Genomic DNA, 22,547 nt, shown 5'->3' with positions numbered 1-22,547 from the left:
CTCAGGGGGAGGGTCTGAAGCCTGTGGGGTCGAACGTGCCGCCCAGCGTGGCGGCCAGCCCCCTGCGGGCCACCTCGGCGAACGCCTCCCTGTCGAGACTCCCCGCCCCTTCGGGCAGCACCCCGGCCAGCGGCCGGGCGGCCAGCATCTCCAGGTCGCACACGCAACTACGCTCGACGATCCCGGGCTCGTCCGGCCAGCGTCCGATGACGACCCCGGCAGGCTCGAGCCCCCGATGGGCCAGCGCCTCCAGGGTGAGCGCGGTGTGATTGACCGTCCCCCGCCCGGCCCCGGCCACGACGAGCACCTGTGCGCTCAAGGACCGTGCGAGATCGGCGATGGTCCAGCCGTCCTCGTCGAACCGCTCGAGCAGCCCTCCGGTCCCCTCCACGACGACCAGCCGGTTGCTCTCGGCCAGCTCCCGGACGAGCTGATCGACCTCGGCCGGCGACACGGGCGGCAACCCGCCGACCCGGGCGGCAGCGGCCGGGGAGAGCGGCTCGGCGAACCGGCACAGCTCGAAGGTGGTGGTGACCCCGGACAGCCGGATCACCTGGTCCACATCCCCGGCCTCACCCGGCGCCAGCCCGGTCTGCGCCGGCTTGACCACGGCCACGGAAGACCCGCGCCGCAACGCCAGCGCCGCCAGCGCCGCCGCCACCACGGTCTTGCCCACCCCGGCGTCGGTGCCGGTGATGACGAGGATGCTCATGCGACCAAGCCTAGAAGTCAGCGAAGAAGACGGCCCACATCACGCTCGTAACGGTGAGCACCCCGTGAGCCTTCACGACCGGCCATGACGGGCGGCAACCGGTTACGGCGAGTGCGGTCAACTCGGCTCGCCGTACCTCCAAAGGGTCTTTATCGGGTTTCAGGGACGACGGAGCCGGGTGACGAACTTGTAGCGGTCGCCGCGGTAGAGCGACTGCGCCCACTCGACGGGGTTGCCGTCGGCGTCGAAGGCGTGGCGGGTGAGGAGGAGCATGGGGAGGCCGACGTCGACGCCGAGGGCCTTGGCGTCGTACGGGGTGGCCAGGACGGTCTCGATGATCTCCTCGGCGTCCGTGAGCCGCACGTTGTAGGCGTTGTGCAGCGTCTCGTACAGCGACGCGTGCACCTCCAGCTCCCGCCGCAGCCGTGGGAAGCGGCGCGCGGACAGGTGTGTGGTGTCGATCGAGACCGGCTCGCCGTTGGCCAGCCGGAGGCGGTGGATGCGCAGGACGCGGCCGCCGGGGTTGATGGCCAGGCGCCTGGCCAGCGTCTCGTCGGCGGTGATGTAGCCGATCTCCAGTATCTTGGTGTCCGGCTCCAGGCCCGCCGTGCGCAGGTCGCCGATGTACGAGGTGAGCTGCAGCACCTGCGCCACCTTCGGCTGGGCCACGAACGTGCCCTTGCCCTGGATGCGCAGCAGCCGGCCCTCCACCACCAGCTCGGTCAGCGCCTGCCTGACCGTGGTACGCGAGGTCTCGAACCGCACGGCGAGCGTGCGTTCCGGCGGCAGCGCCGTGCCCGGTGACAGCGTCTTGGTGAGCTCAAGCAGGCTGCGTTTCACGTCGTAGTACTTCGGTACGCGGGGGCTGTCGTCTGTCACGCTCTCACCTTCACTTCTGCCACGGCGGTGAGGGCGTGTCTGGTCACCGCGAGATCATCGGAACTCACATCGGCCCGAGCGGTCAACCGCGGGCGGGGGCGGCCGACGGGCACCGGACGGGCACGGCGGCTGGCGCGCACGGATCCGGGCAGCTCAGGCTGATTGTGAAGGATATCCACAGCAGCGTGCGCGATCGCAACCGAGCCCGGTCCGTGAGTCGTGTCGCGGCGGAACCACCTGCCCGTGTCGATCACCTCCGTACTGCTTCTCCTGGTGTCTGAACGGGTTCGGCAGTGTGATGGTTCTCACAATATGAGATCCCCGATAGGTCCGGTTGGCTGCACGATGCCGTATCTGCGTTCACTGTGCGAGTGAGCGGGCGTGCGAACGTGCCGTGCGGAGTCCTGCCCGCGTATCCGGCTGCACATTCAGTCAGGGGGTCGGTTTGGTTCTTGCGGCGGAAAGCACGCATGATGCATCTGTGCCGACACTCAGCGACCTCGTAGCCCGTCACACCGCCCTCGACGAGGCGGATCTCGACTGGCTGCACTCGCTGGTCTCCGACTGGCAGCTGCTGGCCGACCTGTCGTTCGCCGACCTCATCCTGTGGGCGCCGCTCCTGGGCGGGAGCGGCTGGATCGCGATCGCCCAGATGCGCCCCACGACGGGCCCCACCGTCTACCACGACGACATCGTCGGCAGCGTCGCCGCCAAGGGCGAGCGCTACCTCATCGACACCGCGTGGAGCGAGCGCCGGATCTGCCGCGAAGGCGACCCCGACTGGTCCACGGGGGTCCCGGTGCGCGAGGAGACCATCCCCGTGCGGCGGACCGTCGAGGGCGGCGAGGGGCGCTTCCTGGGGGTGATCCAGCGCTCCACGAACCTCTCCTCCGCCCGCACCCCGTCCCGCCTGGAGCTGACCTATCTCCAGAGCGCGTCCGACCTGGCGCAGATGGTGGCCGAGGGCCGCTTCCCGTTCTCGGGCGAGGAGCCGATCCTGGTGCGCTCGCCGCGCGTCGGCGACGGCCTGCTCAGGCTCGACCGGGCCGGGCGCGTCACGTACGCCTCGCCGAACGCCCTGTCCGCCTACCGGCGGCTCGGCCTGCACGCCGACCTGGTCGGAGCCGAGCTGGGCCGGGTCACCGCGGCGCTCTGCTACTCCGACGAGCCGATCAACGAAGACCTCATGATCGTGGCAAGCGGGCGCGCGGCCAAGGAGACCGAGGTCGAGTCCGGCGGCACGATCGTGCAGCTCAGAGCCATCCCCCTGGTCGTCGGCGGCGGCCGCATCGGCGCGCTGGTGCTCATCAGGGACGTGACCGAGCTGCGGCGGCGCGAGCGCGAGCTGATGACCAAGGACGCCACCATCCGCGAGATCCACCACCGGGTCAAGAACAACCTGCAGACCGTGGCCGCGCTGCTCCGCCTCCAGGCCAGGCGGCTGCAGGTGCCCGAGGGCCGGGAGGCGCTGGAGGAAGCGGTACGCCGGGTCGGGTCGATCGCGATCGTGCACGAGACGCTGTCTCACGCGCCCGAGGAGTTCGTGGACTTCGACGAGATCGCCGACCGGGTGATCGCGATGACCGGGGAGGTGTCGGCCGCCGAGGTGGCCGTCATGCCCAGGAGAGTCGGGGGGTTCGGCGTGCTGCCCTCGCTCATCGCCACGCCGCTGGCCATGGCGCTGACCGAGCTCTTGCAGAACGCGATGCAGCATGGGCGGCCCAAGCGGCTCGAGGTGGTGGTCGAGTCCGCGCTCGACCGGCTCAACGTCACGGTCTGGGACGACGGCCGCGGGCTTCCCGTCGGCTTTGACCTGGAGAAGTCCACCAGCCTTGGGCTGCAGATCGTCCGTACGCTGGTCGAGGGGGAACTGTCGGGCCGGCTGTCCATCGAGCCGCGGCTCGAAGGGGGTACGGAGGTCACGCTGTCGATCCCGCTGCCGGCGGCCTGACTCCGGCTCGTACGGTCCTTTGCCCGAAGGAGGCACGCGAGCCAACGGCGGCGCGTGAGCCTGTCGCGGCTCATGCGCCGATGTCAGGTTGGCGGTGTCAGGCGGTTGGTGCCTCGGAGGTGCAGGTCAGGCAGTGAGGCGGGCGCGCTGGCGAGCGCTGCGGCGCTTGAGGGCGCGACGCTCGTCCTCGCTCAGACCGCCCCAGACGCCGGCGTCCTGCCCGGACTCCAGCGCCCACTTCAGGCAGGCCTCGACGGCCGAGCAGGACCGGCAGACCTGCTTGGCCTCCTCGATCTGCATGAGTGCCGGGCCGGTGTTGCCGATCGGGAAGAACAGCTCAGGGTCCACGTCACGGCAGGCAGCTCGGTGGCGCCAGTCCATGCGTCCACTCCTTAGTAGATGAAGCCTTTGGTCGGCTCCGTGCGGCTACTACTTTGTGAAGAGTTTCACTAACTTGCGCGAGCAATTGCCCGGACCTGTGAGGACCCAGGGTTGCCCGCTGACACTCGGAGGACCCTTGGGGTTGTTAAAGGTCCTACGTTCCGACGTCAGTCTTGAGACTGTCAGCCACGCTGAGTGCACGCAAGGGGGTTGGCGGGAAGTTTTGGCTGTTATGGATGTCGGATGCGTCACACAATGACCGATTGTAACCATCTAGACCAAAACTTGTAACGCGTGCGGTGTAGACCGAAATGTTACGGTTTCGCGTTCACCCAGGTAGTCCCCGTCCAGCTGAAAGGCCACGGGCCGGTCCGCGGTCAGCGTGAACTCGGCCTCGTCATGGAGCTGTACGAGGTGCCGGCCGCCCGGAAGAGCGTCACTTTGCGTGAGCATCTGTCGGATCAATGGCGCGAGCGTGATCATCCCCATGCGCCGCAGGCCGAGCAGGTCCAAGCCGGTTTCGAAGCCGGCCCACGGGGTCGGGTGCACGGGCTTGCTACCCACGTACGTCCAGGGCGAGGTGTTCGAGATGATCGCCATGAACACCCCCTCGACGGTCGGAATCCCGGGGCCGGTCAGGGTCATCGCTGGATGCCGTTTGTCCGTGGCCAGATAGTGCCGTAGAGCGGTGTTCACATATCGGGCCGGGGATGCCTTCCGGCCGGTGCCTCTCAGGCCCTCCACGGCCCGTACAACCTCTGCGTCGTAGCCCATACCCGAACAGAAGGTGAAGTAGCGGCTCTGGCCCTCCCACAGGGCCTGCCCCAGGCCCACGGTCTTGCGCCGGCCCTCCCGCAGCGCCTCCAGCACGGCACCCGTGGACTCCACCGGGTCGTTCGGCAGCCCCAGCGCGCGGGCGAACACGTTCGCGCTGCCACCGGGGATGACGATGAGCGCGGGCCGCCCGGCGCTGGGATCGTCTGATGGGACCTCGTGGCCGTTCACCGGGTTCAGCAGGCCGTTGACGGCCTCGTTGATCGTCCCGTCGCCGCCGAGCACCGCCACCACGTCGTACCCCTTGGCCCGCGCGGTGGCGGCCAGCGCCGCGGCGTGCCCGCGGTAGCGGGTCTCCTCGACCGACAGCTCCACGGCCGCGCCGAGTGCGCGGATCAGCACGTCACGCGTACGCGCGTTCGTGGTCGTGGCCTTGGGGTTCACCAATAGCATGGCGCGCATAGCGCCAGCGTATCCGCTGGCCACGTGCGCTTTATCGGCCGAACGTCCCATTTCTCGGGCCGAAGGACCCGAGGGGTAGGGTACGGGCGTGAGTAGTCGTCCGGTCACCCTCGTCACCGCCGCCGCCATCGTCGCCCTGGAGGGCCTGGCCGCGCTCGGACTCGGGATCTACGTCGGGGTGGAGACCCTGGTCAGCACCCCGGACAACCTCACCACCGCCCTCGCGGAGTCGGCGTTCGGCCTGCTGATCGGGGCGGGTCTGCTCTGGGTGGCATGGGGCGGGCTGTTCAGGATGGAGCGGTGGGGTAGGTCGCCCGGCGTGCTGGCCCAGATCTTCATAGTGCCGGTCTCCGTCACGCTCATCGAGTCGGGCCAGCCGCAGCTCGGGATCCCGCTGATCGTGATCGCCGTGGCCGGGCTGGCGACGCTGCTCGCGCCGCCCACCACCCACGCCCTCTACGGGGACGGCTAGTCTTCGGCGGTCAGGCCCTCGCGCAGCTGCGCGAGTGTGCGGGCCAGCAGGCGCGAGACGTGCATCTGTGAGATGCCCAGCTCGGTGGCGATCTGCGACTGCGTCATATTGCCGAAGAAGCGCAACAGCAGGATGCGCTTCTCACGTGGCGGCAGCCGCTCGAGCAGCGGTTTGAGCGACTCGCGGTATTCGACGCCCTCGAGCGACTCGTCCACGATGCCGAGCGAGTCGGACACCGCGGGGGCGTCGTCGTCGCCGGAGTCGGGCGCGTCGAGCGACACGGTCGAGTACGCGTTGGCCGACTCGAGGCCTTCGAGCACCTCCTCCTCGGTCATCTTGAGATAGGAGGCCAGCTCGGCCACGGTCGGCGCGCGGCCCTCGCGCTGCGACAGATCGCTTATCGCCTTGGTCAGGGAGAGCTTCAGCTCCTGCAGGCGGCGCGGCACGCGCACTGCCCAGCCCTTGTCGCGGAAATGGCGCTTGATCTCGCCGACGATGGTGGGCGTGGCGTACGTGGAGAACTCCACGCCGCGGTTGAGGTCGAAGCGGTCGATGGACTTGATCAGGCCGATGGTGGCGACCTGGGTCAGGTCGTCGAGCCACTCGCCCCTGTTTCGAAAGCGGCGAGCCAGGTATTCGACCAGGGGAAGGTGAAGCTCGACCAGCTCATCTCTGATGCGCTGGCGGCGCGGCTCCTCGGGGCCCAGCTCGGCCAGCTCGGCGAAGAGCATGCGGGCACGCACCCTGTCGGGCACGGCGTGTTCGCTGGTGGCCATGGCTCCAGTCCTTTCCGTCACGCCGGCCTCGCCGCGCCTCGGCGCTTACGCAGGACGATCGCCATGCGATCGGGGGAGTCGGTCACCGCGTCGACATCGTCGGCCAGAGCGGTCAGCACCATCCAGGCGAAGTCATCGCGTTTGGGCGCGGAGCTGCCGACGGTCGCCACTTCGACCCTCACCTGCATCTCCTGCCCGGTCAGCTCGAACTCGGCGGTGAGGTCGGTGCCGGGCACCGCCTCGCTCAGCAGCATGGCGCACGCCTCGTCGACCGCGATCCGTAGATCCTCGATCTCGTCGAGCGTGAAGTCAAGCCGCGCTGCCAGCCCGGCGGTAGCCGTACGCAGCACAGACAGGTAGGCACTGGCGGCGGGGAGCCTGATGCTCACCACGTCGCGGATGCCGGCCACGCCCTCCGCGCGCGTCTCGGTTTCCTCGGTCACGTTCCTCCTCGCGTTTCCGACGCCAACTGCAACTTACCGCCCCTGGGAGGTGCTTGGACGATTCAGACTCGCCATCAACGGAAAAGGCTCTGCGCGGACATCGCCGCACAGAGCCTTATGTGCCGTTTTAGGCCGCCTTGGTCTCCCAGAAGATCTTGGCGATTTCGTCGATCTTGCCCAGCAGGTCCTCGGCCTTGGCGACGTCGACGGTGCCCTTGGCGCCGGCCGCGCCCGCGAGCTTCGTGGCGTCCCAGAAGAGCTGGTGAAGCTGAGGGTACTGCTCGAGGTGCGGCGGCTTGAAGTAGTCGGTCCACAGCACCCACAGGTGGTGCTTGACCAGCTCGGCGCGGTCCTCCTTGATGGTCAGCGCGCGGGCGCGGAAGACAGGGTCCTCGTTGCCGGCGTACTTCTCCATGATCGCCTTGACCGACTCGGCCTCGATGCGGGCCTGAGCGGGGTCGTAGACCCCACAGGGCAGGTCACAGTGGGCGGAAGCGACCTGCTTGGGTCGTAGCAGTCGTGCGAGCATCAGAAAGTCCTTCCTTGATGCTGAATCAGCTTGGTCCACAACCGACCTTACTCGGGTCCGGAACGCCTGCGGGGGAGGGGGTTCCCCGGCACCCGCGGGGTCTTAGGCTTGTTGCGCGACGGGCTCGGACGGGGGCCTCCGCCCGCGTGTCGTTGATGCCCAGTGAACGGTCACAGCCCATGAGAGTGCGTGTCGAGGGCGATTCGATGCGTCCCGCGCTGGTTCCCGGAGACTGGCTTCTGGTACGCAGGAACGCCACCGTCCACCCGGGTGATCTCGTCGTGGCCAGGCTTCCCGGCGACCCGGATCGGCTGATCGTGAAACGGGCGCAGTGGCACGGGGCCGACGGGTGGTGGCTGGAGAGCGACAACCAGCGGGCCAGCGGGCGCCGCGACAGCTGGGACTTCGGCCCCGTCCACGACATCGTGGGACGGGTCGTGCTGCGCTACTGGCCCCTCCTGCGACGGCGGCGCTAGGAGCCGTTCCTCTGCCGGGCGCGGAAGGCGGCCACATTCGCGCGGCTGGCGCAGCGCGGTGAGCAGTAGCGGCGGGAGCGGTTGGACGAGGTGTCCAGGAACGCCTGCCGGCAGCGCGGCTCCTGGCACCGGCCGAGCCGGTCCACGCCCAGCTCCGCCACCACCGCGGCCAGGCCCATCACGGCGCTGGCCGCGTTGTCCTCGGCCAGGTGGAGGTGCCAGCCCCGGCCGTCGTGGTCGGTGAGCTGAGGGTGTACGGGGTAGCGCACGAGCAGGGCGTTCAGCCGCTCGACCGCGGCCTGCTCGTCGTCGGCCGCGTCGAACACGGCGGCGAGCTCGTCCCGCAGCCCCCTCAGCTCGGGCGGCGGGTCCGGGTCGTTGACCAGGCGGAGGGCCCACTCGGCGTAAGAGGTGAGGTCCATGCCGGAGTATTACACGATCAGCCCGCCGACCGTGGTTGAGGGCCTTTTGAGGTCCATATAGCAGGAGCGCGCCCCGGGATGGGGCGCGCTCCGTTCAGGCGTGAAGCCGGGGTTACTCCTCGGGGTGGAGGACGCGGCGGAGGAACGTGCGAGTGCGTTCCTGGCTCGGGTCGCCGATCACCTGCGCAGGCACGCCGTCCTCGACGATCACGCCGCCGTCCATGAACACCACGCGATCGGCCACCTCACGGGCGAAGCCCATCTCGTGGGTAACCACGAGCATGGTCATGCCCTCCTCCGCCAGCTTCCGCATGACGGCCAGCACGTCCCCCACCAGTTCGGGGTCGAGCGCCGAGGTGGGCTCGTCGAACAGCATCAGGTCAGGGTTCATGGCCAGCGCCCTGGCGATCGCCACGCGCTGCTGCTGACCGCCTGAGAGCTGCCCCGGCAGGGAGTCGCACTTGTCGCCGACGCCGACCTTGTTCAGGTTCTCCCTGGCGACGACCTCGGCTTCCTTCTTGCTCCGCTTCAGCACCCGCTGCTGGGCGATCATCACGTTCTGCAGCGCGGTCATGTGCGGGAACAGGTTGAACTGCTGGAAGACCATGCCGATGTGCCGCCTGACGGCGTCGATGTCCACGTCGGGGTCGGTCACCTCGGCCCCGCGTACGAACACCTTGCCCTTGGTGGGCTGCTCCAGCAGGTTCACGCAGCGCAGCAGGGTCGACTTGCCAGATCCCGAAGGTCCGATGACGCAGACCACCTGCCCGGGATCGACCGCCAGGTCGATGCCCTTGAGCACCTCGTTCTGGCCGAAGTATTTGTGCAGGTCCCTGACATCGATCGCGTGCGTCATCGGGCGCTCCCCTTACGTCGCTCGAGCCGGGACGCGAGGTATCCCAGCGGGATCGTGACGATCAGGTACGTCACGCCCGCGACCATGATGGGCGTGGCGTTGGCGTACTGGGAGGCCAGGTCGTTGCCGAACTTGGCCAGCTCGACGTACTCGCTGGACACGCCGAGGAAGAGTACCAGCGAGGAGTCCTTGAGCAGGGCCACGAACTGGTTGGTGGTCGGCGGGATGACCAAGCGGAGGGCCTGCGGGATCACCACGGTGAACTGGGCGCGGGTGGCGGACATGCCCAGAGACCTGGCGGCCTCGGTCTGCCCCTTGGGTACGGCCTGCAGACCCGCGCGGAACACCTCCGCCTGATAGGCCGACCCGATCACACCGAGGCCGAGGGCGACCTGGCCGTAGGTGCCGAAGGGCACCTGGAAGCCGGGCAACGCCAGCGGCAGGAAGGTGATCATGATGAAGATCAGCAGCGCCGGCAGGCCACGGAAGATCTCGATGTAGACGATCGCGATCCAGCGGTACGGCCGGACCGGCGACAGTCGCATGAGCGCCAGCAGCAGGCCGACCACGAACGCGAAGACGAATCCGCTGACCGTGTAGATGATCGTGTTCCGCAGCGCGATGGTGAACAGCTCGGGTAGCGCCTTCTGCGCCACGTCGGGCTTGGCGAAGTTCTGCGCCAGGCCGCCCCAGTCGGCCCACACCACCACGGCGACGAGCGCGACGACCAGGACGGCGTACTGGATGCCCCGGCTGATCTGCTGCTTCTTCCGAGGGCTGAGCCTGGCGCGGGCAGGCTCAGCCGTCTTCGGCTGGTCGGCCATGGATCAGCCCAGCTCGCCGGGCTTCTTGCCGAACCACTTCACGTAGATCTTCTCGTAGGTGCCGTCTTGCTTGGCCTTGGCGATCTCTTCATTGATCGTCTTGAGCAGCACCGGGTCGGCGCCCTTCTTCAGGCCGATGCCGTACTGCTCGCCGGTGTTCAGACTGGCGATCAGCTCGAACTTGGCGGCGATCTCCGGCTTCTTCAGCCAGGTGAGCACGACCGGGAGGTCCTGCACGATCACGTCGGCCTGCCCGGCCTGCAGGGCCAGCAGTTCCTTGGCCGAGTCGGCGTACTCGGTGGGGTTGAAGCCCTGCTTCTTGACGTAGTCGAGGCCCGTGGTGCTGGCCTGGGCGCCCAGCTTGAGGTTCTTGGCCTTGACGTCCTCCAGCGACTTGGCGCCCGTGCCCTTCTTGGCCAGCAGTGCCTGCGTGGCGTCGAAGTACGGGTCGGAGAAGTCGATGTTCTGCTGGCGCTCGGGGGTGATCGTCATGCCGGCGGCGGCCACGTCGCACTTGCCGGCCGCCATGGCCGCGCCGCTCTTGATGACGGCGAAGTCGATGTCCACGATGTTCTGGGTCACGCCCAGCTTCTTCGCGGCGAGGTCGACGATGTCCACGTCGAACCCGACGATCTTGCCGCTCGCGTCCTTGAACTGGAACGGCTCGTACGGGATGTTCGTGCAGACCGTGAGCTTGCCGGGCTGCACGAGCTTGACTCCGCCCGCCGCGGAGGCGCTCGCGCTGGTCGTGCTGCCCGAGCTCGAGCCTCCGCCGCACGCGGTCAGCGTGAGAGCAGCGGCCAAGACGAGCGCGCCGGCGGCGTAGCCACGGCGGCCCTTGGGACTGAGGGCCATGTACGGCCTCCTCGAAGTGAAATGCCACGAAGCTTGCGTTTTGTGCAGTTTAAATGGGGTTTAGCAGCGGTCCGTCATCAGGGATTTAACGATGCGTCAACGGAACGGCGTCGGCGCCGACACCGAGACCATCTCACCATGTGGCACGATAGGGAGACGGGTGACCCCCGTACCCCTCCGAGATGACCGACGAGGGGATCCTGGCAGCTACCGAAGCCAGCCCGCTCCCGCTCGTCCGCCGAAGGTTTCTTCCGCTCCCGATGACTACAGGGGTCGCTGTGGCTGTCACGCCCGCTTCTGCTTCCGTTGACAAACTCGATCTCGATCCGGCTTTCGCGCTGCACCGCGGAGGCAAGCTCGAGGTTCGCTCCACCGTTCCCGTCCGCGACGCGGACGACCTCTCGCTCGCCTACACGCCCGGCGTGGCCCGGGTCTGCACCGCCATCGCCGACACGCCCTCGCTGGTCAACGACTACACCTGGGTCTCCAACGTGGTCGCCGTCGTCTCCGACGGCACCGCCGTGCTCGGTCTGGGCGACATAGGACCCTCGGCCGCCATGCCGGTCATGGAGGGCAAGGCGCTGCTGTTCAAGCAGTTCGCGAACGTCGACGCCGTCCCCATCTGCCTCGACTGCACCGGCGTCGACGAGCTCGTCGAGACCGTCGCGCGCCTCGCGCCGTCGTTCGGTGGCATCAACCTGGAGGACATCAGTGCCCCGCGCTGCTTCGAGGTCGAAGACCGCCTTCGTGAGCGGCTCGACATCCCCGTCTTCCACGACGACCAGCACGGCACCGCGATCGTGGCGCTGGCCGCACTCCAGAACGCCGCGCGCCTGACCGGGCGCTCGCTGGGCGACCTGCGCGTCGTCGTGGCCGGAGCGGGCGCGTCCGGCGTCGCGGTCACCCGCATCCTCCTGGAGGCGGGCATCGGCGACATCGCGGTCTCCGACTCCAAGGGCATGATCTACGAGGGCAGGGAGGGGCTCAACCCCGTCAAGGAGACCCTGGCCCGCGACACCAACCGCGCGGGCCACACCGGCTCGACGGAGGACGCGCTGGCCGGCGCCGACGTGTTCCTCGGGTTGTCGGGATCCACCGTGTCCGAGCAGGCCATCGCCTCCATGGCGCCCGACGCCATCGTCTTCGCTCTCTCCAACCCCACGCCCGAGGTCCACCCCGACGTGGCCGCCAGGCATGTCAAGGTCGTGGCGACCGGGCGCTCCGACTTCCCCAACCAGATCAACAACGTTCTGGCGTTCCCCGGGGTGTTCAGGGGCGCTCTGGACGTGCGCGCGTCCTCCATCACGGAGAACATGAAGGTGGCCGCGGCCAACGCGCTGGCGGCCGTCGTCGGCGACGACCTCTCGCCGACGTACATCATCCCGAGCCCGTTCGACGAGCGCGTCGCGCCCGCCGTGACGGCCGCGGTCGCGGCCCAGGCCCGAGCCGACGGCGTCGCCCGCCTCTGACCTGCTCTTACGGGGGCCTCCCGCCTGATTGACCCAGCCACGGGTAGGGAGGCCCCCGTTCGCCGTCGAGTTGGGTTGTCCTTTGCGAATCACCCTTAAACCTTTACCCAAGGTGATATAACAATAGCTCTCTGTAAGGACGTGGGCGCCCACTCCTGTGACGAGGAGAGCGATGGAACGCGAGCCAAACCGACTGCTGCGGCAGCTCATCTCGGAGGCGGGGTTCTCCCACAAGGGACTGGCCAGGTGCCTCAACGATTGGGGAGCTGCGCGTGGCACTCCGGGTCTCAAGTACGACCACAGCTCCGTGCTGCGCTGGATCGGCGGTCAGAGGCCACGCGACCCCGTGCCCGGCCTGCTCGCGGAGATATTCGCGATGCGGCTGGGCCGACCGGTTACCTCGGAAGACCTGGGCATGCCCGCCATCCTCACGCCCCTCGATCTCGGACAGGAGTTCACGCACACGTGGCAGGAGGGGGTCGCGACCGTGACGGCGCTTTGGCGGGCCGACGTAGAGAGGCGGAGGTTCCTCATCGACTCGACGTTCGCGTTAGGAGCAGGCTCCGTGGGAGCCTTCCGCTGGTTGACGTCCCCACCCGAGGGACACCCGAGCGGCATGGGCGCGCGGCGGGTGGGCCGCGCCGACATCGCCGCCATTCATGAGGTCACCCGATCGTTCGGCCAGCTGGACAACCGCTTTGGCAGCGGCCGCGTCCGCGCCTCCGTGGTCAAATACCTCGACACCGCCGTCTCACCGCTGCTCAAAGACGGTCTGTACGGCGAGGCCACCGGCAGGCAACTGGCCGCCGCGGCCGCCGAGCTGACCCGCCTGGCAGGCTGGATGGCCTACGACATGGAGCAGCACGGCCTCGCCCAGCGCTACCTCATCCAGGCACTCCGCCTGGCCAGGGGCGCCGACGACCACATCCTGGGCGGTGAGATCCTGGCCGGCATGGCACACCAGGCCATCTACATGGGCCAGCCCTCACACGCTCTCGACCTGGCCAGGGCCGCCCAGCTGTCCGCCCGCCGCGCCGGCGCGCACACGCTACTGGCCTCCGCCCACGTCCTCGAGGCCCACGCCCACGCGGGCCTGGGCGACGCCCGCTCCTGCGGCGTCTCCCTGCACGAGGCGGAGTGCGCCTTCGACGCCCGCAAGCCCGCCGAGGAGCCCGCGTGGCTGAGTTACTTCGACGAGGCCTACCTGTCCGCCAAGTTCGCCCACTGCTTCCGCGACCTGGGGGAGGGCGAGCGTGCCGTGCGGCAGGCCCGGCGATCGCTCGACATGGACTCCCGGTACGTTCGCGGGCGGATGTTCAACCTGTCGCTGCTGGCCGCCGGGCTGCTGCAGTGCGGGGAGCTGGAGGAGGCATGTTCTGCCGCCGCCAGTGCTTTCGCGCTGGCCGGGGAGCTGCAGTCGGCTCGGACGCGGTCGTATGCGGCGGATCTGCGGCGGCGGCTGGAGCCGTACAAGAACGAGCGCGCTGTGCTGGCGCTGCGCGAGCGGGCGCCGCGCGAGCTCACGGCGGTGTGACTCGTCGCTCCTCGAGACATGGAACGGCCCGGGTGCGCTCATCTTGAGTCCTTTGAGCGCGCCCGGGCCGTTTCCTTGGGCCGTCCTACTTCAGGAGCTCGCCGTTGGGGCCGACGATCTTCTTGGTCGCGGCGTAGTTGGCCTTCGCGTAGACGTCGGCCACCTCACTGTCGAAGATGGCCGAGCTGATGTAGTCGATCCGGCCGTTGCCGTCGCTGTCGAGGAACACACTGGTCACGCCGTTGACGTAGCCGGTGCGCTTGCCGTTGTCGTACCTGATGAGCCACGGGCCGCCGTCGGCGCCGGGGGTCATGGAGCACTTGAGCAGCTGGTGCGTCTCGACCTTGAACGTGTTGACCTGGTAGCTCTTGGTGGCGGTCTTGCCGGCGCACCACTTCGGCGTCACGCCGGAGAACGGCCGGTCACCGTCGGGGTGCGGGGCGGAGGGGTAGCCGAACGCGGTCACCTGCTGGCCGAGCGGCTGGTTCCAGGCCACGCCCTGCCCGCCGACCACGTCGCCCAGGCGGCCCATGTCCTTGGCGATGCCGACCGTGAAGACCGTCTTGTAGTACAGGGTCTTCGTGGATTCCTTGACCCAGTACCCGAGGAAGTAGTGGCTGATCGTGTAGTTCCCGAGAGCGTCGATCTTCCGGTAGCCGAGGCCCTTGTAGGCCTTGTACTCCGACTCCGTCACCTGGTCGACGACGATCTTGTCCGGCTCCTTGGCGCCGTTTCCGTTCCCGGTCGGAGCCTTGTCGTACTGCTCCTTGGAGACTTCCTTGAAGGCGCGCTTCTTGCTCGGGTAGTCGGGACCGACGACGTCGGCGGTCGTGGCGAGCTTGGCCCAGCAGTCGGCCGTCTCGCCGCCGTTCAGGTCCTTGCACTTCTGGTACTCGGCCGGGCTGATCTCGACGTCCTTGGCCCACTTGTCGCCGACCCACTTGTCGAAGTCGGCCTTGGACACCTGCTTCTCGCCGTTGAGCACGAAGCCGTTGTGCACCGCCACGAAGGCGAAGTCGCCGTCGTAGTCGTCGTACGTGTCGAGGTCATACGCCGTGAAGGCGTAAGCGCCCGCGTAAACGCCCCAAGGGGCACGGCCCTTGTAGTAGCCGGGTACGAAGATCCACTTGTCGTAGACGTCGTCCTTGCCGTTGGCGAAGACGCAGTGGCCCGCCGTGGCGACCAGGTTGCGGTTGCGGGCCTGGATGGACGTGGCCGAGCACCAGCGGTACTGGCCCGCCTTGTCGAGGAAGAAGACCTTGCCGATGGTCTTGGGCAGGTTGACGTTCTTGCTCAGGCCGGGCTTGGTGGTGCCGGTCGGGCCCGTCATGCCGGGCTTGCCGTCAGGGGCCCCGTTGCTCCCGGACGACACGATCTTGGGGACGCTCTTGGTGTCGAGGTTGTACTGGGTGGCCTTGCGGAGGGCGGCTCCGTTGGAGTCGAGCCAGAAGTATGCGGCACTGTACGCGTCGGCGGGCTTGGGTAGGAGGTTGTCGGTCGACCAGCTCGGGGCTGCGTTGGCGGGGACGGCGAGGGCGGCGGCGCTCAGGCCGGCAGCTGCTAGGGGGATGAGCAGGCGCTTCACGGGAGGCTCCACAGTTGTCAAAAAGGGTGTAAAGACCCTATCGACACTTCAGTCACTCTGGTAAGGGAAATGACCTGATTTCTCAGCAAAAAGCCGAAGGGCCCGGCAGAAGCCGGGCCCTTCGGGTGAAGCAGGGTTGGTCCGGGGTTTGGACCCCCGGGCCAGGTGCTGTGCGGACTAGCCCAGCTTGCCGGACCAGTTGTTGGAGGCAGCCTTGTAGACAGCAGCCGTCTCGCCGTCGAAGTACGACGAGAAGATGTAGTCGTAGCGGTTGTTGCCGTCAACGTCGCCGAACACAGCGGTGGTGACACCGTTCACGTAGCCGAGACGCTTGGCGTTGCTGTACTTGTACAGCCACGGCGAACCGTTGTAGCCAGGCGTGACGGCGCACTTCAGGCCCACGAGCTCCTCGGCCTTGAGGGCCGGGTACTGCACCCGCTGGGTCGAGGTCTTGCCGTAGCACCACTTCGGCGTGACACCCGTGTAGGGCTTGTTGCCGTCGGGGTGCTCGCCACCGGGGTACCCGAAGGTGCGGACGTACTTGCCGGTCGGCTGGTTCCAGGCGAAGCCCTGACCGCCGACGTTGTCGCCGAGGCGACCGGCGTCCTTGACGAAGCCCTCGATGATGAAGAACGTCGTCCGGTAGTACTTCACCGAGGTGGTGCGCTTCACCCAGTACTTGAGGAAGTAGTGGGTGATGGTGAAGTTGCCCTTGGCGTCGATCTTCCGGTAGCCCGGGCCGGTGTAGCCCTTGTACTGCGACTCGGTAACGGTCTCAGTAACGGTGGCCTGGGTCGCCTGGGCGCCGTTCTTCTGGCCGGTGGGAGCGCCGTCGAACTGCTCCTTGGAGACTTCCTTCAGGACCTTGATCGCCCCGGGGTAGTCCGGGCCGACCAGGTCGTCGAAGTCGCTCGCCTTCGCCCAAGCGTCCGGCGTCTCGCCACCGTTGAGGTCAACGGTCTTCTGGTACTCGGCCTGAGTGATCTCCTCGTCCTTGGCGTCCTTGACACCCTGGTACGCGTCGAACTCGGCCTTGGTGACCTTCTTGGCGGTGCCGCCACCCAGCTTGATGCCGTTGTAAACGGTGACGAACGCGTAGTCGCGGTCGTAGTCCTCGTAGTTGGAGAAGTCGTAGTGGGTGTAAGCCTGCTTACCCACGTAGATGCCCCAAGGAGCGTTGCCCTGGTAGTAACCCGGGACGAAGATCCACTTGTTGAGGACGTCACCGTTCGCACCGGTCTGGTACACGCAGTGACCAGCGGTGGCGACCAGGTTGCGCTGCGCACCCTGGATGGAGGTGGCGGAGCACCAGTACAGCTTGCCGTCACGGCCCTCGAAGAAAACCTTACCGATGGTCTTCGGCAGGTTCACGTTCTGAACCTTGACGGTGGTCTTCTTTTCCTCGCCGATCGGGGCGGTCGAACCCGGCTTGGTGTCGGGCGTATAACCACCCTTCTGGACGATCTTGTCGACTTCCTTGTAGTCGTAGCGGTAGACGGACGCGGCCCGGAGGGCGGCGCCGTTCGCCTTGAACCAGAAGTCGACGGTCTCGGAGACCTTGGTGCTCGGGGTCAGAGCGGTGTCGTCAACGACGCCCGAGGCGGAGGCCGCCGTGCTAGCCAGACCAGCGGCCAGCAGACCGGTGGCCAGGATGGCACCACCGGCGGGGAGGAGGATGCGCTTCACGGTAACTCCTTGCGCTGTCGTGGAACGCCTCTTGCGTCCCATGCGTCAGTAAAGGGATAGCCAGGAACATACAGTGTGGATCTTGGTGACCGGAAGCCGCTTTGGTAGGAAAAGATGCGACAAGCCGGGCGTAACCGTTCTGTGATGTTTAAGCGGCTGATGCACAGGAGCTGAGTGAAGCTCGCCTTGTGACCGTTTGCCCTGATCAACATAAGGAAGTTGTCAGTGTGGCTCGCGGGGCTCGGGTGTCTTATTGATCAAGAGCGAGTGAGCGATGTGATGCAGATCACATTAGATTGATGGCACCGTCTGGGCGTGCTGTGCGTCCAAGGCGCCATCACTTTCGTGGGAACGCAGAAGGGCCCGGCGGGATGCCGGGCCCTTCGCGTGTAACGGTTATACGAACGGTCTATGCCCGGTCGCTATCCGTTACTTAGACAATCTTGCCGGACCAAGCGGCCGCGGCGGACTTGTAGACGGTGTTGGTCTCGCCGTCGAAGTACGGCGACGAGATGTAGTCCACGCGACCGTTGCCATCCTGGTCGTTGAAGGTGCTGACGACACCGTTCAGGTAACCGAGACGCTTGGTGTTGCTGTACTTGTACAGCCACGGACCACCGTCGGCGCCCTCAGTGAAGGCGCACTTGAGGGCCACGTGCTCCTCGATCTTCTTGGCAGCGGAACCCTGCAGCTTCTTCGTGGTGGCGCCGTAGCACCACTTCGGAGTCACGCCGGTGTAGTTCTTGTTGCCGTCGGGGTGAGGAGCGGCCGGGTAACCGAACACGCGGACGTACTTGCCGGTCGGCTGGTTCCAGGCGAAGCCCTGACCGCCGACGTTGTCGCCGAGGCGACCGGCGTCCTTGACGTAGCCCTCGATGATGTAGAACGTCGTCTTGTAGTACTTCACCGAGGTGGTGCGCTTCACCCAGTACTTGAGGAAGTAGTGGGTGATGGTGAAGTTGCCCTTGCTGTCGATCTTCCGGTAGCCCGGGCCGGTGTAGCTCTTGTACTGCGACTCGGTGACGTTCTCAGTAACGGTGGCCTGCTCCGCCTTGGCACCGTTCTTCTTGCCGGTGGGAGCGGCGTCGTACTGCTCCTTGGAGACTTCCTTCAGGACCTTGATCGCCCCGGTGTAGTCGGGGCCGACCAGGTCGTCGAAGTTGGACGCCTTGGCCCAGGCGTCCGGCGTCTCGCCACCGTTGAGGTCAACGGTCTTCTGGTACTCGGCCTGGGTGATCTCGACGTCCTTGGCGTCCTTGACGCCCGTGTACTTGTCCCAGTCAGCCTTGGAGACCTGCTTGGGGGTACCGCTGCCGATCTGGACACCGTTGTAAACGGTCACGAACGCGTAGTCGCGGTCGTAGTCCTCGTACACGTCGAAGTCGTAGTGGGTGAAGGCCTGCTTACCCACGTAGATGCCCCAAGGAGCCCTGCCCTGGTAGTAACCGGGGACGAAGACCCACTTGGACATGACGTCCGAGTTGGTGGCCGTGTCGTACACGCAGTGACCGGCCGTGGCGACCAGGTTGCGGTACTTGGACTGGATCGAAGTGGCGGAGCACCACTTCTTCTCGCCCTTGCTGTTGACGAAGAACACCTTGCCGATGGTCTTCGGCATGTTGACGTTCTGGACCTTGGCGGTGGTCTTCTTCTCTTCGCCGATCGGAGCCGTCGAGCCGGGCTTGGTGTCCGAGCTGTAGCCGCCCTTGCTCTGCAGCTTGGTGACGTCGCCCTTGTCCCAGACGTTGGACTCCTTGGCGGCCCGGAGGGCAGCACCGTTGTTGTCGGCCCAGAAGTCAGCAATGGCCTTAGCGTTCGCCGCACTCGCCGCCATCGGGTCGCTGGCAACGTCGCTTGCGGCCTGGGCGTTACCGGCGAGGCCGGCAGCCAGAAGGCCGGTAGCCACGATGGCGCCACCGGCGGGGATGAGGATGCGCTTCAAGGGAACTGCTCCTTGCTCTGTCGTGGGTCGCAACTTGCGTCCCATGCGTCAGTAAAGGGATAGCAAGGAACATAGCGTGGTGATCTCCGCAGGTGGAACCCGGTTTGAGCGATCTGGTAGTCACCCTTACCGTCGTTACCGTGCTGTTACCAGTCAGTGATCTTCGCGCGGAGTGATTGGATAGTCACGTTTTCGCAGGGTATGGAGGGGTTGTGGCTGATGGGACTGAAGTGCCGTTAGTGGTCCGACACAAAGCGTTACCGCCGAAACGTGACTCAGATCACAGGAACCAGATTGGCACCTCGTCCGTCTAACTCGCTCCAATCCTCACAGGTGATCTTCAGATTGGGCTCTGGGGGCGCTCAGATCGCCGTCTCGGGGCACTGGAATCGGCGCGTGAACCGGCCACGTGACGCCATTTAGAGGCAGCAGTGCCGGCGACACCTATATAGAGGGGTCATCTCAGGCCGGTCGCCGAGTCGGTCTCGCCGGCGGTCGGTGGCCCGTTCCAGGCGAGATCGGCTGCCTCCTGGCCTCAGGCGAGGGGGCGACAACGAAAGATGCCGTCCTCGCCCGTGGAGGGGGCGGCGAGGACGGCCGTCGGCGGTCAGGCGGGGCTTCAGTGGGTCTGCCCCAGCCTGATCTATCGAGAACTGGGCGCTTGAGGCGCCTCAGCGAGGGTTGTGTTCCGCAGCTGAGTGTCACCGGCCGCAGGAGGAGGGTCGGCTGCCCGTGCGATCGGCTGCTCGGGATGAGCCTGAGCCGTCGTAGGGAGTCTGCCCGAGTGCGGATGTCAGACCAGCCGTGCAGGCAATCGTCTAGGTCAGGTCCGCAAGTCGGGTCGCAGCGGCCTTTCGTGGCTCAAAGGTCTCTCTGCCTGACTATCGCCGCCAGGTGGGCGCGCAGGCTTGCCAGCACCGGATCGCCGACGGCCCGCTTGTGGCGTGGATGCTGTGTGACCTCTGGAGCTTCGCGCTGGTTGACGCGTGCCGCGTTGTTCTGGGCGGTCTCGACCGCGGCCAGCAGTCGTCGCCAGGTGCCATCCGCGGTCCAGTGGCGGTCTCGCCGGTAGATGGTCACCCAGCACCCGAACCGATCAGGCAGATTACGCCACCGCAACCCCGTGCGGGCCTGGTAGAGCACACCGTTGATCATCATCCGGTGCTCATCCCGTCGGTCTCCACGCCTTTCGCCCGGTGGCAGCAACGATGTCAGCCGCTCCCACTCGGCGTTCGTCAGATCGCCTCGATGCATGAGCTCATCGTGACAAGGTAAACACGCTACGTCAGCAAATTCAAAAAAGATCTTCGTGCGAAGTTTGCCGATCAAGTGCAGAAAGCTGTCAAGGGGCCGCAGCTATCAGGACAACCGTTGCGAACTGGGCCGCCGCAGGCCACCCCGCCCCGGGGTGGCCTGCCTGCGTCACCGCGTCATGGCGCGGGGTTGACGTAGAAGGTGTAGGTGCGTGGCGCGCTCGTGTAGCCGGCCCGGTCGACGCTCAAGACCGTCAGGACGTTGCTGTCGGGTGTGTCGGGTGTCAGGGAGACCCTGGCCGACCCGTCCTCGCCGACCGGGACGTCCACGTTTGCGCCGGAGTTGAGGATGTAACGGTAGGCGACGATGTCCTGCGCGCCGTTCAGCTCGAAGACGAACTCCCCGGGAACGCCGACTCCGCCGCCGTACTGCTGCTGCGGGTAGACCTCTGAGGAGACGAGCGGTGCGGGGTTCCGGCTGACCCTGAACGAGTAGTTTTTCTCCGGGCCGCGGTTGCCGGCGCGGTCGATGCTGCTCACGGTCAGTGTCTTGGGGAAGGGGGTGTAGCGGGTAGGCGTGATCGTCACAGTGGCTGTCCCGTCCGCACCGACCGTCACGGTCCCGGAGGCCGGAGCGTCAGAGCTCAATCTGTAGTCGTAGGCGACGACGTCGTCAGAACCGTTGGGCGAGAAGACGAACTCGCCGGGTGTGCCTACCCGCGCCCCCACCGCGTTCTCCGGATAGGCGGCAGACGACACCGCCGGTTGCGCGGGCCGCGTGGTGTCGACCGTGAACTCCTGCCACTCGCTCCACTCGCTGGCGTCGCTGAGCAGTTCAATCTCGCCCTGCGCCTGGTACTGGTCCTCGGTCCGCACCCGCCACTTGTACTGCCCGCCATCGGAGAGCTGGCCTTCAGGGATGGGCACACAGTGCCTGTAGCCGGGGTGGCTCTGATAGCTCAAGGCTTCGCCGAGTTCTGCGCCGGCGGCGTCGGCCCATTGGAAGCGGGCCCGGACCTGCTGTCCCGAGTCAGCATCGGTCAGCTTCGCGCCCAGAGCCGGCGTGGTGGTCGGAACGTAGACAGCGGACGAAAGGGGCGACTCACACCAGCTGTAGTCTCTTGCGACGCCCAGCTCGGACGGCACGTCGGGGATGCTGTTGTAGTCGATGCTCAGCCATGGGATCCGCAAACGGCCGAAGTACGGGTGGTTGATCAGGTCGCTCTCGAGAATGTGCAGGTCAGGAGGGCCGACTTCCTTGGCGGCACGCAGTCCGAAGGTGAGGTGCTCGACGCCGTGCGCGGCCGCCTCCTTGACGACATCGCTCGCCCGCCAGCTGAAGAAGCAGACCCCGTATTTGTCACTCGTCGTGGTGGCGGGGATCTTGGTCAGCCATTTCGGCTGGTTGAACCAGGTCGTCTTCGGAGAGATGTCTTCGGTCAGCCACAACTCGACAGTGGGCTCGCATACTCCGCTGTTCTGATATGCCTGGAAATAGGCGCTCAGAATCTTCTTCCCGTGAACGCGCGAGGTGTCCATCCGGAAGAAGGAGCGGAAGATGTCGTGGGGGTTCGCACCGATGCCCACGAGCGCGTCCTCGCTACTGTTCCAGTAGGAGGTGAAGGGGTGCTTCACCGACACGTACGTCCAGGCGAGCTTCTCCCCGCCGGTCGGCTCCGCTGCTTGAGCCGCGCCCGACGGCAAGACCGCCATCGTCATGAGCATCGCGGCCACTACGGTGAGGGATGCGCTAGATAAGCGCGGCAAACGTGGCTTCATCGAACCTTCCAGAGATCCCCGTTGGATGACCGCCGTCGATCACCGTTTCCCCGTTGCCGTGGTGACAGGCGGTCCTAGATTGAAGATAGGAGCGGGAAAGAAGCGCGGAGAGCGTCGCTCCAGCACCAAATCAATAACGGTGGACTTCTCGCTTCGCCGCCGCCCCGGAATGACGAGTGGGACCGTCCAGTTCGGCATCAGTAACGCAATCAGAGGGTGAGAAGATCCATACCGTCATGCCAACCCGATGCGCGCCCTGGACGCCTAAAAGGGCCGCCACGTCCCCGGCAAGACATGCCGCAGCGTTGCCACATGACGGTTGAACTGTAGGCGGTGGTGGCGCCGCCGGGGGCGGTCCAGGAGGTGAGCCGTCCGGCGTGGTCGTAGGTGTGGGCGTGGTGATCTTGGCGAGTTGGGTGCCGGAGCCGTTCTTCAGCGTCTGACCGGTGACTCGGTCCGTGTTGTCGTAGTCGATGGTCTGCGTGCT

At 66.7% G+C, this 22,547-nt stretch carries 21 protein-coding genes and 1 pseudogene; 5 read left to right on the top strand and 17 right to left on the bottom strand.

Going from position 1 to position 22,547, the window contains the following annotated elements; translation table 11 throughout:
• Position 1: 1 nt before the first annotated feature.
• Both bioD and AB0J09_RS04835 read right to left on the bottom strand, forming a co-directional pair.
• Entirely contained in the window at positions 2-712 is a 711-nt protein-coding gene (gene bioD, locus AB0J09_RS04840) for a dethiobiotin synthase (RefSeq protein WP_360685177.1), read from the bottom strand.
• A gap of 159 nt (positions 713-871) precedes the next feature.
• The gene (locus tag AB0J09_RS04835; RefSeq protein WP_360685174.1) at positions 872-1,591 is read right to left on the bottom strand and encodes a GntR family transcriptional regulator; all 720 of its coding nucleotides are present in this window, start codon (positions 1,589-1,591) and stop codon (positions 872-874) included.
• Between the two features lie 481 nt (positions 1,592-2,072).
• Here AB0J09_RS04835 and AB0J09_RS04830 point away from each other — a divergent pair, with 481 nt between their 5' ends.
• The gene (locus AB0J09_RS04830) at positions 2,073-3,542 is read left to right on the top strand and encodes a histidine kinase N-terminal domain-containing protein (protein ID WP_360685171.1); all 1,470 of its coding nucleotides are present in this window, start codon (positions 2,073-2,075) and stop codon (positions 3,540-3,542) included.
• 126 nt (positions 3,543-3,668) lie between these two features.
• On the opposite strand, the gene AB0J09_RS04825 is transcribed toward AB0J09_RS04830, so the two are convergent.
• Both AB0J09_RS04825 and AB0J09_RS04820 read right to left on the bottom strand, forming a co-directional pair.
• Positions 3,669-3,923 carry a WhiB family transcriptional regulator gene (locus AB0J09_RS04825; protein WP_360685168.1) on the bottom strand — a complete coding sequence of 85 codons (255 nt, stop codon included), beginning with the start codon at positions 3,921-3,923 and terminating at the stop codon, positions 3,669-3,671.
• Positions 3,924-4,196: 273 nt separating this feature from the next.
• Positions 4,197-5,159 carry a diacylglycerol kinase family protein gene (locus tag AB0J09_RS04820; RefSeq protein WP_360685165.1) on the bottom strand — a complete coding sequence of 321 codons (963 nt, stop codon included), beginning with the start codon at positions 5,157-5,159 and terminating at the stop codon, positions 4,197-4,199.
• Positions 5,160-5,247: 88 nt separating this feature from the next.
• On the opposite strand from AB0J09_RS04820, the gene AB0J09_RS04815 reads away from it, so the two are divergent.
• Entirely contained in the window at positions 5,248-5,631 is a 384-nt protein-coding gene (locus tag AB0J09_RS04815; RefSeq protein WP_360685162.1) for a hypothetical protein, read from the top strand.
• Here AB0J09_RS04815 and AB0J09_RS04810 read toward each other — a convergent pair.
• The 3 genes from AB0J09_RS04810 to sodN all read right to left on the bottom strand — a co-directional run bounded on the left by AB0J09_RS04810 (position 5,628) and on the right by sodN (position 7,379).
• Complete coding sequence (locus tag AB0J09_RS04810; RefSeq protein WP_176573444.1) at positions 5,628-6,407, bottom strand: RNA polymerase sigma factor SigF; 780 nt, start codon at positions 6,405-6,407, stop codon at positions 5,628-5,630. The two genes, AB0J09_RS04815 and AB0J09_RS04810, sit on opposite strands and share 4 nt — an antisense overlap.
• 17 nt (positions 6,408-6,424) lie before the next feature.
• A complete protein-coding gene (locus AB0J09_RS04805) occupies positions 6,425-6,850 on the bottom strand; it encodes an anti-sigma factor (protein ID WP_358118069.1) in 426 nt (141 codons plus the stop codon).
• A 127-nt stretch (positions 6,851-6,977) separates the two neighbouring features.
• A complete protein-coding gene (gene sodN / locus AB0J09_RS04800) occupies positions 6,978-7,379 on the bottom strand; it encodes a superoxide dismutase, Ni (protein WP_360685157.1) in 402 nt (133 codons plus the stop codon).
• Positions 7,380-7,396: 17 nt separating this feature from the next.
• On the opposite strand from sodN, the gene AB0J09_RS04795 reads away from it, so the two are divergent.
• A complete protein-coding gene (locus AB0J09_RS04795; RefSeq protein WP_360685154.1) occupies positions 7,397-7,855 on the top strand; it encodes a S24 family peptidase in 459 nt (152 codons plus the stop codon).
• Here AB0J09_RS04795 and AB0J09_RS04790 read toward each other — a convergent pair.
• From AB0J09_RS04790 to AB0J09_RS04775, 4 genes are all read right to left on the bottom strand, one after another.
• Positions 7,852-8,277 carry a CGNR zinc finger domain-containing protein gene (locus tag AB0J09_RS04790; RefSeq protein ID WP_360685152.1) on the bottom strand — a complete coding sequence of 142 codons (426 nt, stop codon included), beginning with the start codon at positions 8,275-8,277 and terminating at the stop codon, positions 7,852-7,854. The genes AB0J09_RS04795 and AB0J09_RS04790 overlap by 4 nt on opposite strands.
• Before the next feature lie 112 nt (positions 8,278-8,389).
• Positions 8,390-9,133 (bottom strand): amino acid ABC transporter ATP-binding protein, encoded by a 744-nt coding sequence (locus AB0J09_RS04785; protein WP_360685149.1) that lies wholly within the window; start codon positions 9,131-9,133, stop codon positions 8,390-8,392.
• Entirely contained in the window at positions 9,130-9,957 is an 828-nt protein-coding gene (locus tag AB0J09_RS04780) for an amino acid ABC transporter permease (protein ID WP_360685146.1), read from the bottom strand. Before AB0J09_RS04780 ends, AB0J09_RS04785 begins: the two co-directional genes overlap by 4 nt.
• Before the next feature lie 3 nt (positions 9,958-9,960).
• Positions 9,961-10,812 carry an ABC transporter substrate-binding protein gene (locus tag AB0J09_RS04775; protein ID WP_360685143.1) on the bottom strand — a complete coding sequence of 284 codons (852 nt, stop codon included), beginning with the start codon at positions 10,810-10,812 and terminating at the stop codon, positions 9,961-9,963.
• Positions 10,813-11,072: 260 nt separating this feature from the next.
• Here AB0J09_RS04775 and AB0J09_RS04770 point away from each other — a divergent pair, with 260 nt between their 5' ends.
• On the top strand, positions 11,073-12,281 hold the full coding sequence (locus AB0J09_RS04770; protein ID WP_360685140.1) for an NADP-dependent malic enzyme: 1,209 nt from the start codon (positions 11,073-11,075) through the stop codon (positions 12,279-12,281).
• Between the two features lie 172 nt (positions 12,282-12,453).
• On the top strand, positions 12,454-13,815 hold the full coding sequence (locus tag AB0J09_RS04765) for a hypothetical protein (RefSeq protein WP_360685138.1): 1,362 nt from the start codon (positions 12,454-12,456) through the stop codon (positions 13,813-13,815).
• A gap of 85 nt (positions 13,816-13,900) precedes the next feature.
• Here the strand turns inward: AB0J09_RS04765 and AB0J09_RS04760 are convergent, their stop codons facing one another.
• The 6 genes and pseudogenes from AB0J09_RS04760 to AB0J09_RS04735 all read right to left on the bottom strand — a co-directional run.
• Positions 13,901-15,400: a hypothetical protein gene (locus AB0J09_RS04760; protein WP_360685135.1), complete on the bottom strand. Its 1,500-nt coding sequence runs from the start codon at positions 15,398-15,400 to the stop codon at positions 13,901-13,903.
• Between the two features lie 177 nt (positions 15,401-15,577).
• Entirely contained in the window at positions 15,578-17,086 is a 1,509-nt protein-coding gene (locus tag AB0J09_RS04755) for a hypothetical protein (protein ID WP_360685132.1), read from the bottom strand.
• 433 nt (positions 17,087-17,519) lie between these two features.
• Positions 17,520-19,028 carry a hypothetical protein gene (locus AB0J09_RS04750; RefSeq protein ID WP_360685129.1) on the bottom strand — a complete coding sequence of 503 codons (1,509 nt, stop codon included), beginning with the start codon at positions 19,026-19,028 and terminating at the stop codon, positions 17,520-17,522.
• Between the two features lie 861 nt (positions 19,029-19,889).
• Positions 19,890-20,357: a transposase gene (locus AB0J09_RS04745; RefSeq protein ID WP_360685126.1), complete on the bottom strand. Its 468-nt coding sequence runs from the start codon at positions 20,355-20,357 to the stop codon at positions 19,890-19,892.
• A gap of 101 nt (positions 20,358-20,458) precedes the next feature.
• A complete protein-coding gene (locus AB0J09_RS04740; protein ID WP_360685123.1) occupies positions 20,459-21,994 on the bottom strand; it encodes a hypothetical protein in 1,536 nt (511 codons plus the stop codon).
• 275 nt (positions 21,995-22,269) lie between these two features.
• Positions 22,270-22,449: pseudogene (locus tag AB0J09_RS04735) on the bottom strand (hypothetical protein); the annotation flags it as partial.
• Between the last annotated feature and the right edge of the window lie 98 nt (positions 22,450-22,547).

The sequence above is a fragment of the Nonomuraea sp. NPDC049784 genome (assembly GCF_040659615.1).
GTDB lineage: Bacteria > Actinomycetota > Actinomycetes > Streptosporangiales > Streptosporangiaceae > Nonomuraea.
This window is presented reverse-complemented; position numbering and strand designations above follow the sequence as displayed.

What these genes read in the sequence shown, in the direction of transcription:
- bioD (WP_360685177.1), bottom strand. Translation starts at nt 712, where the DNA reads ATGAGCATCCTCGTCATCACCGGCACCGACGCCGGGGTGGGCAAGACC.
- AB0J09_RS04825 (WP_360685168.1), bottom strand. Translation starts at nt 3,923, where the DNA reads ATGGACTGGCGCCACCGAGCTGCCTGCCGTGACGTGGACCCTGAGCTG.
- AB0J09_RS04820 (WP_360685165.1), bottom strand. Translation starts at nt 5,159, where the DNA reads ATGCGCGCCATGCTATTGGTGAACCCCAAGGCCACGACCACGAACGCG.
- AB0J09_RS04810 (WP_176573444.1), bottom strand. Translation starts at nt 6,407, where the DNA reads ATGGCCACCAGCGAACACGCCGTGCCCGACAGGGTGCGTGCCCGCATG.
- sodN (WP_360685157.1), bottom strand. Translation starts at nt 7,379, where the DNA reads ATGCTCGCACGACTGCTACGACCCAAGCAGGTCGCTTCCGCCCACTGT.
- AB0J09_RS04795 (WP_360685154.1), top strand. Translation starts at nt 7,397, where the DNA reads ATGCTGAATCAGCTTGGTCCACAACCGACCTTACTCGGGTCCGGAACG.
- AB0J09_RS04790 (WP_360685152.1), bottom strand. Translation starts at nt 8,277, where the DNA reads ATGGACCTCACCTCTTACGCCGAGTGGGCCCTCCGCCTGGTCAACGAC.
- AB0J09_RS04785 (WP_360685149.1), bottom strand. Translation starts at nt 9,133, where the DNA reads ATGACGCACGCGATCGATGTCAGGGACCTGCACAAATACTTCGGCCAG.
- AB0J09_RS04780 (WP_360685146.1), bottom strand. Translation starts at nt 9,957, where the DNA reads ATGGCCGACCAGCCGAAGACGGCTGAGCCTGCCCGCGCCAGGCTCAGC.
- AB0J09_RS04775 (WP_360685143.1), bottom strand. Translation starts at nt 10,812, where the DNA reads ATGGCCCTCAGTCCCAAGGGCCGCCGTGGCTACGCCGCCGGCGCGCTC.
- AB0J09_RS04770 (WP_360685140.1), top strand. Translation starts at nt 11,073, where the DNA reads ATGACTACAGGGGTCGCTGTGGCTGTCACGCCCGCTTCTGCTTCCGTT.
- AB0J09_RS04765 (WP_360685138.1), top strand. Translation starts at nt 12,454, where the DNA reads ATGGAACGCGAGCCAAACCGACTGCTGCGGCAGCTCATCTCGGAGGCG.
- AB0J09_RS04740 (WP_360685123.1), bottom strand. Translation starts at nt 21,994, where the DNA reads ATGGCGGTCTTGCCGTCGGGCGCGGCTCAAGCAGCGGAGCCGACCGGC.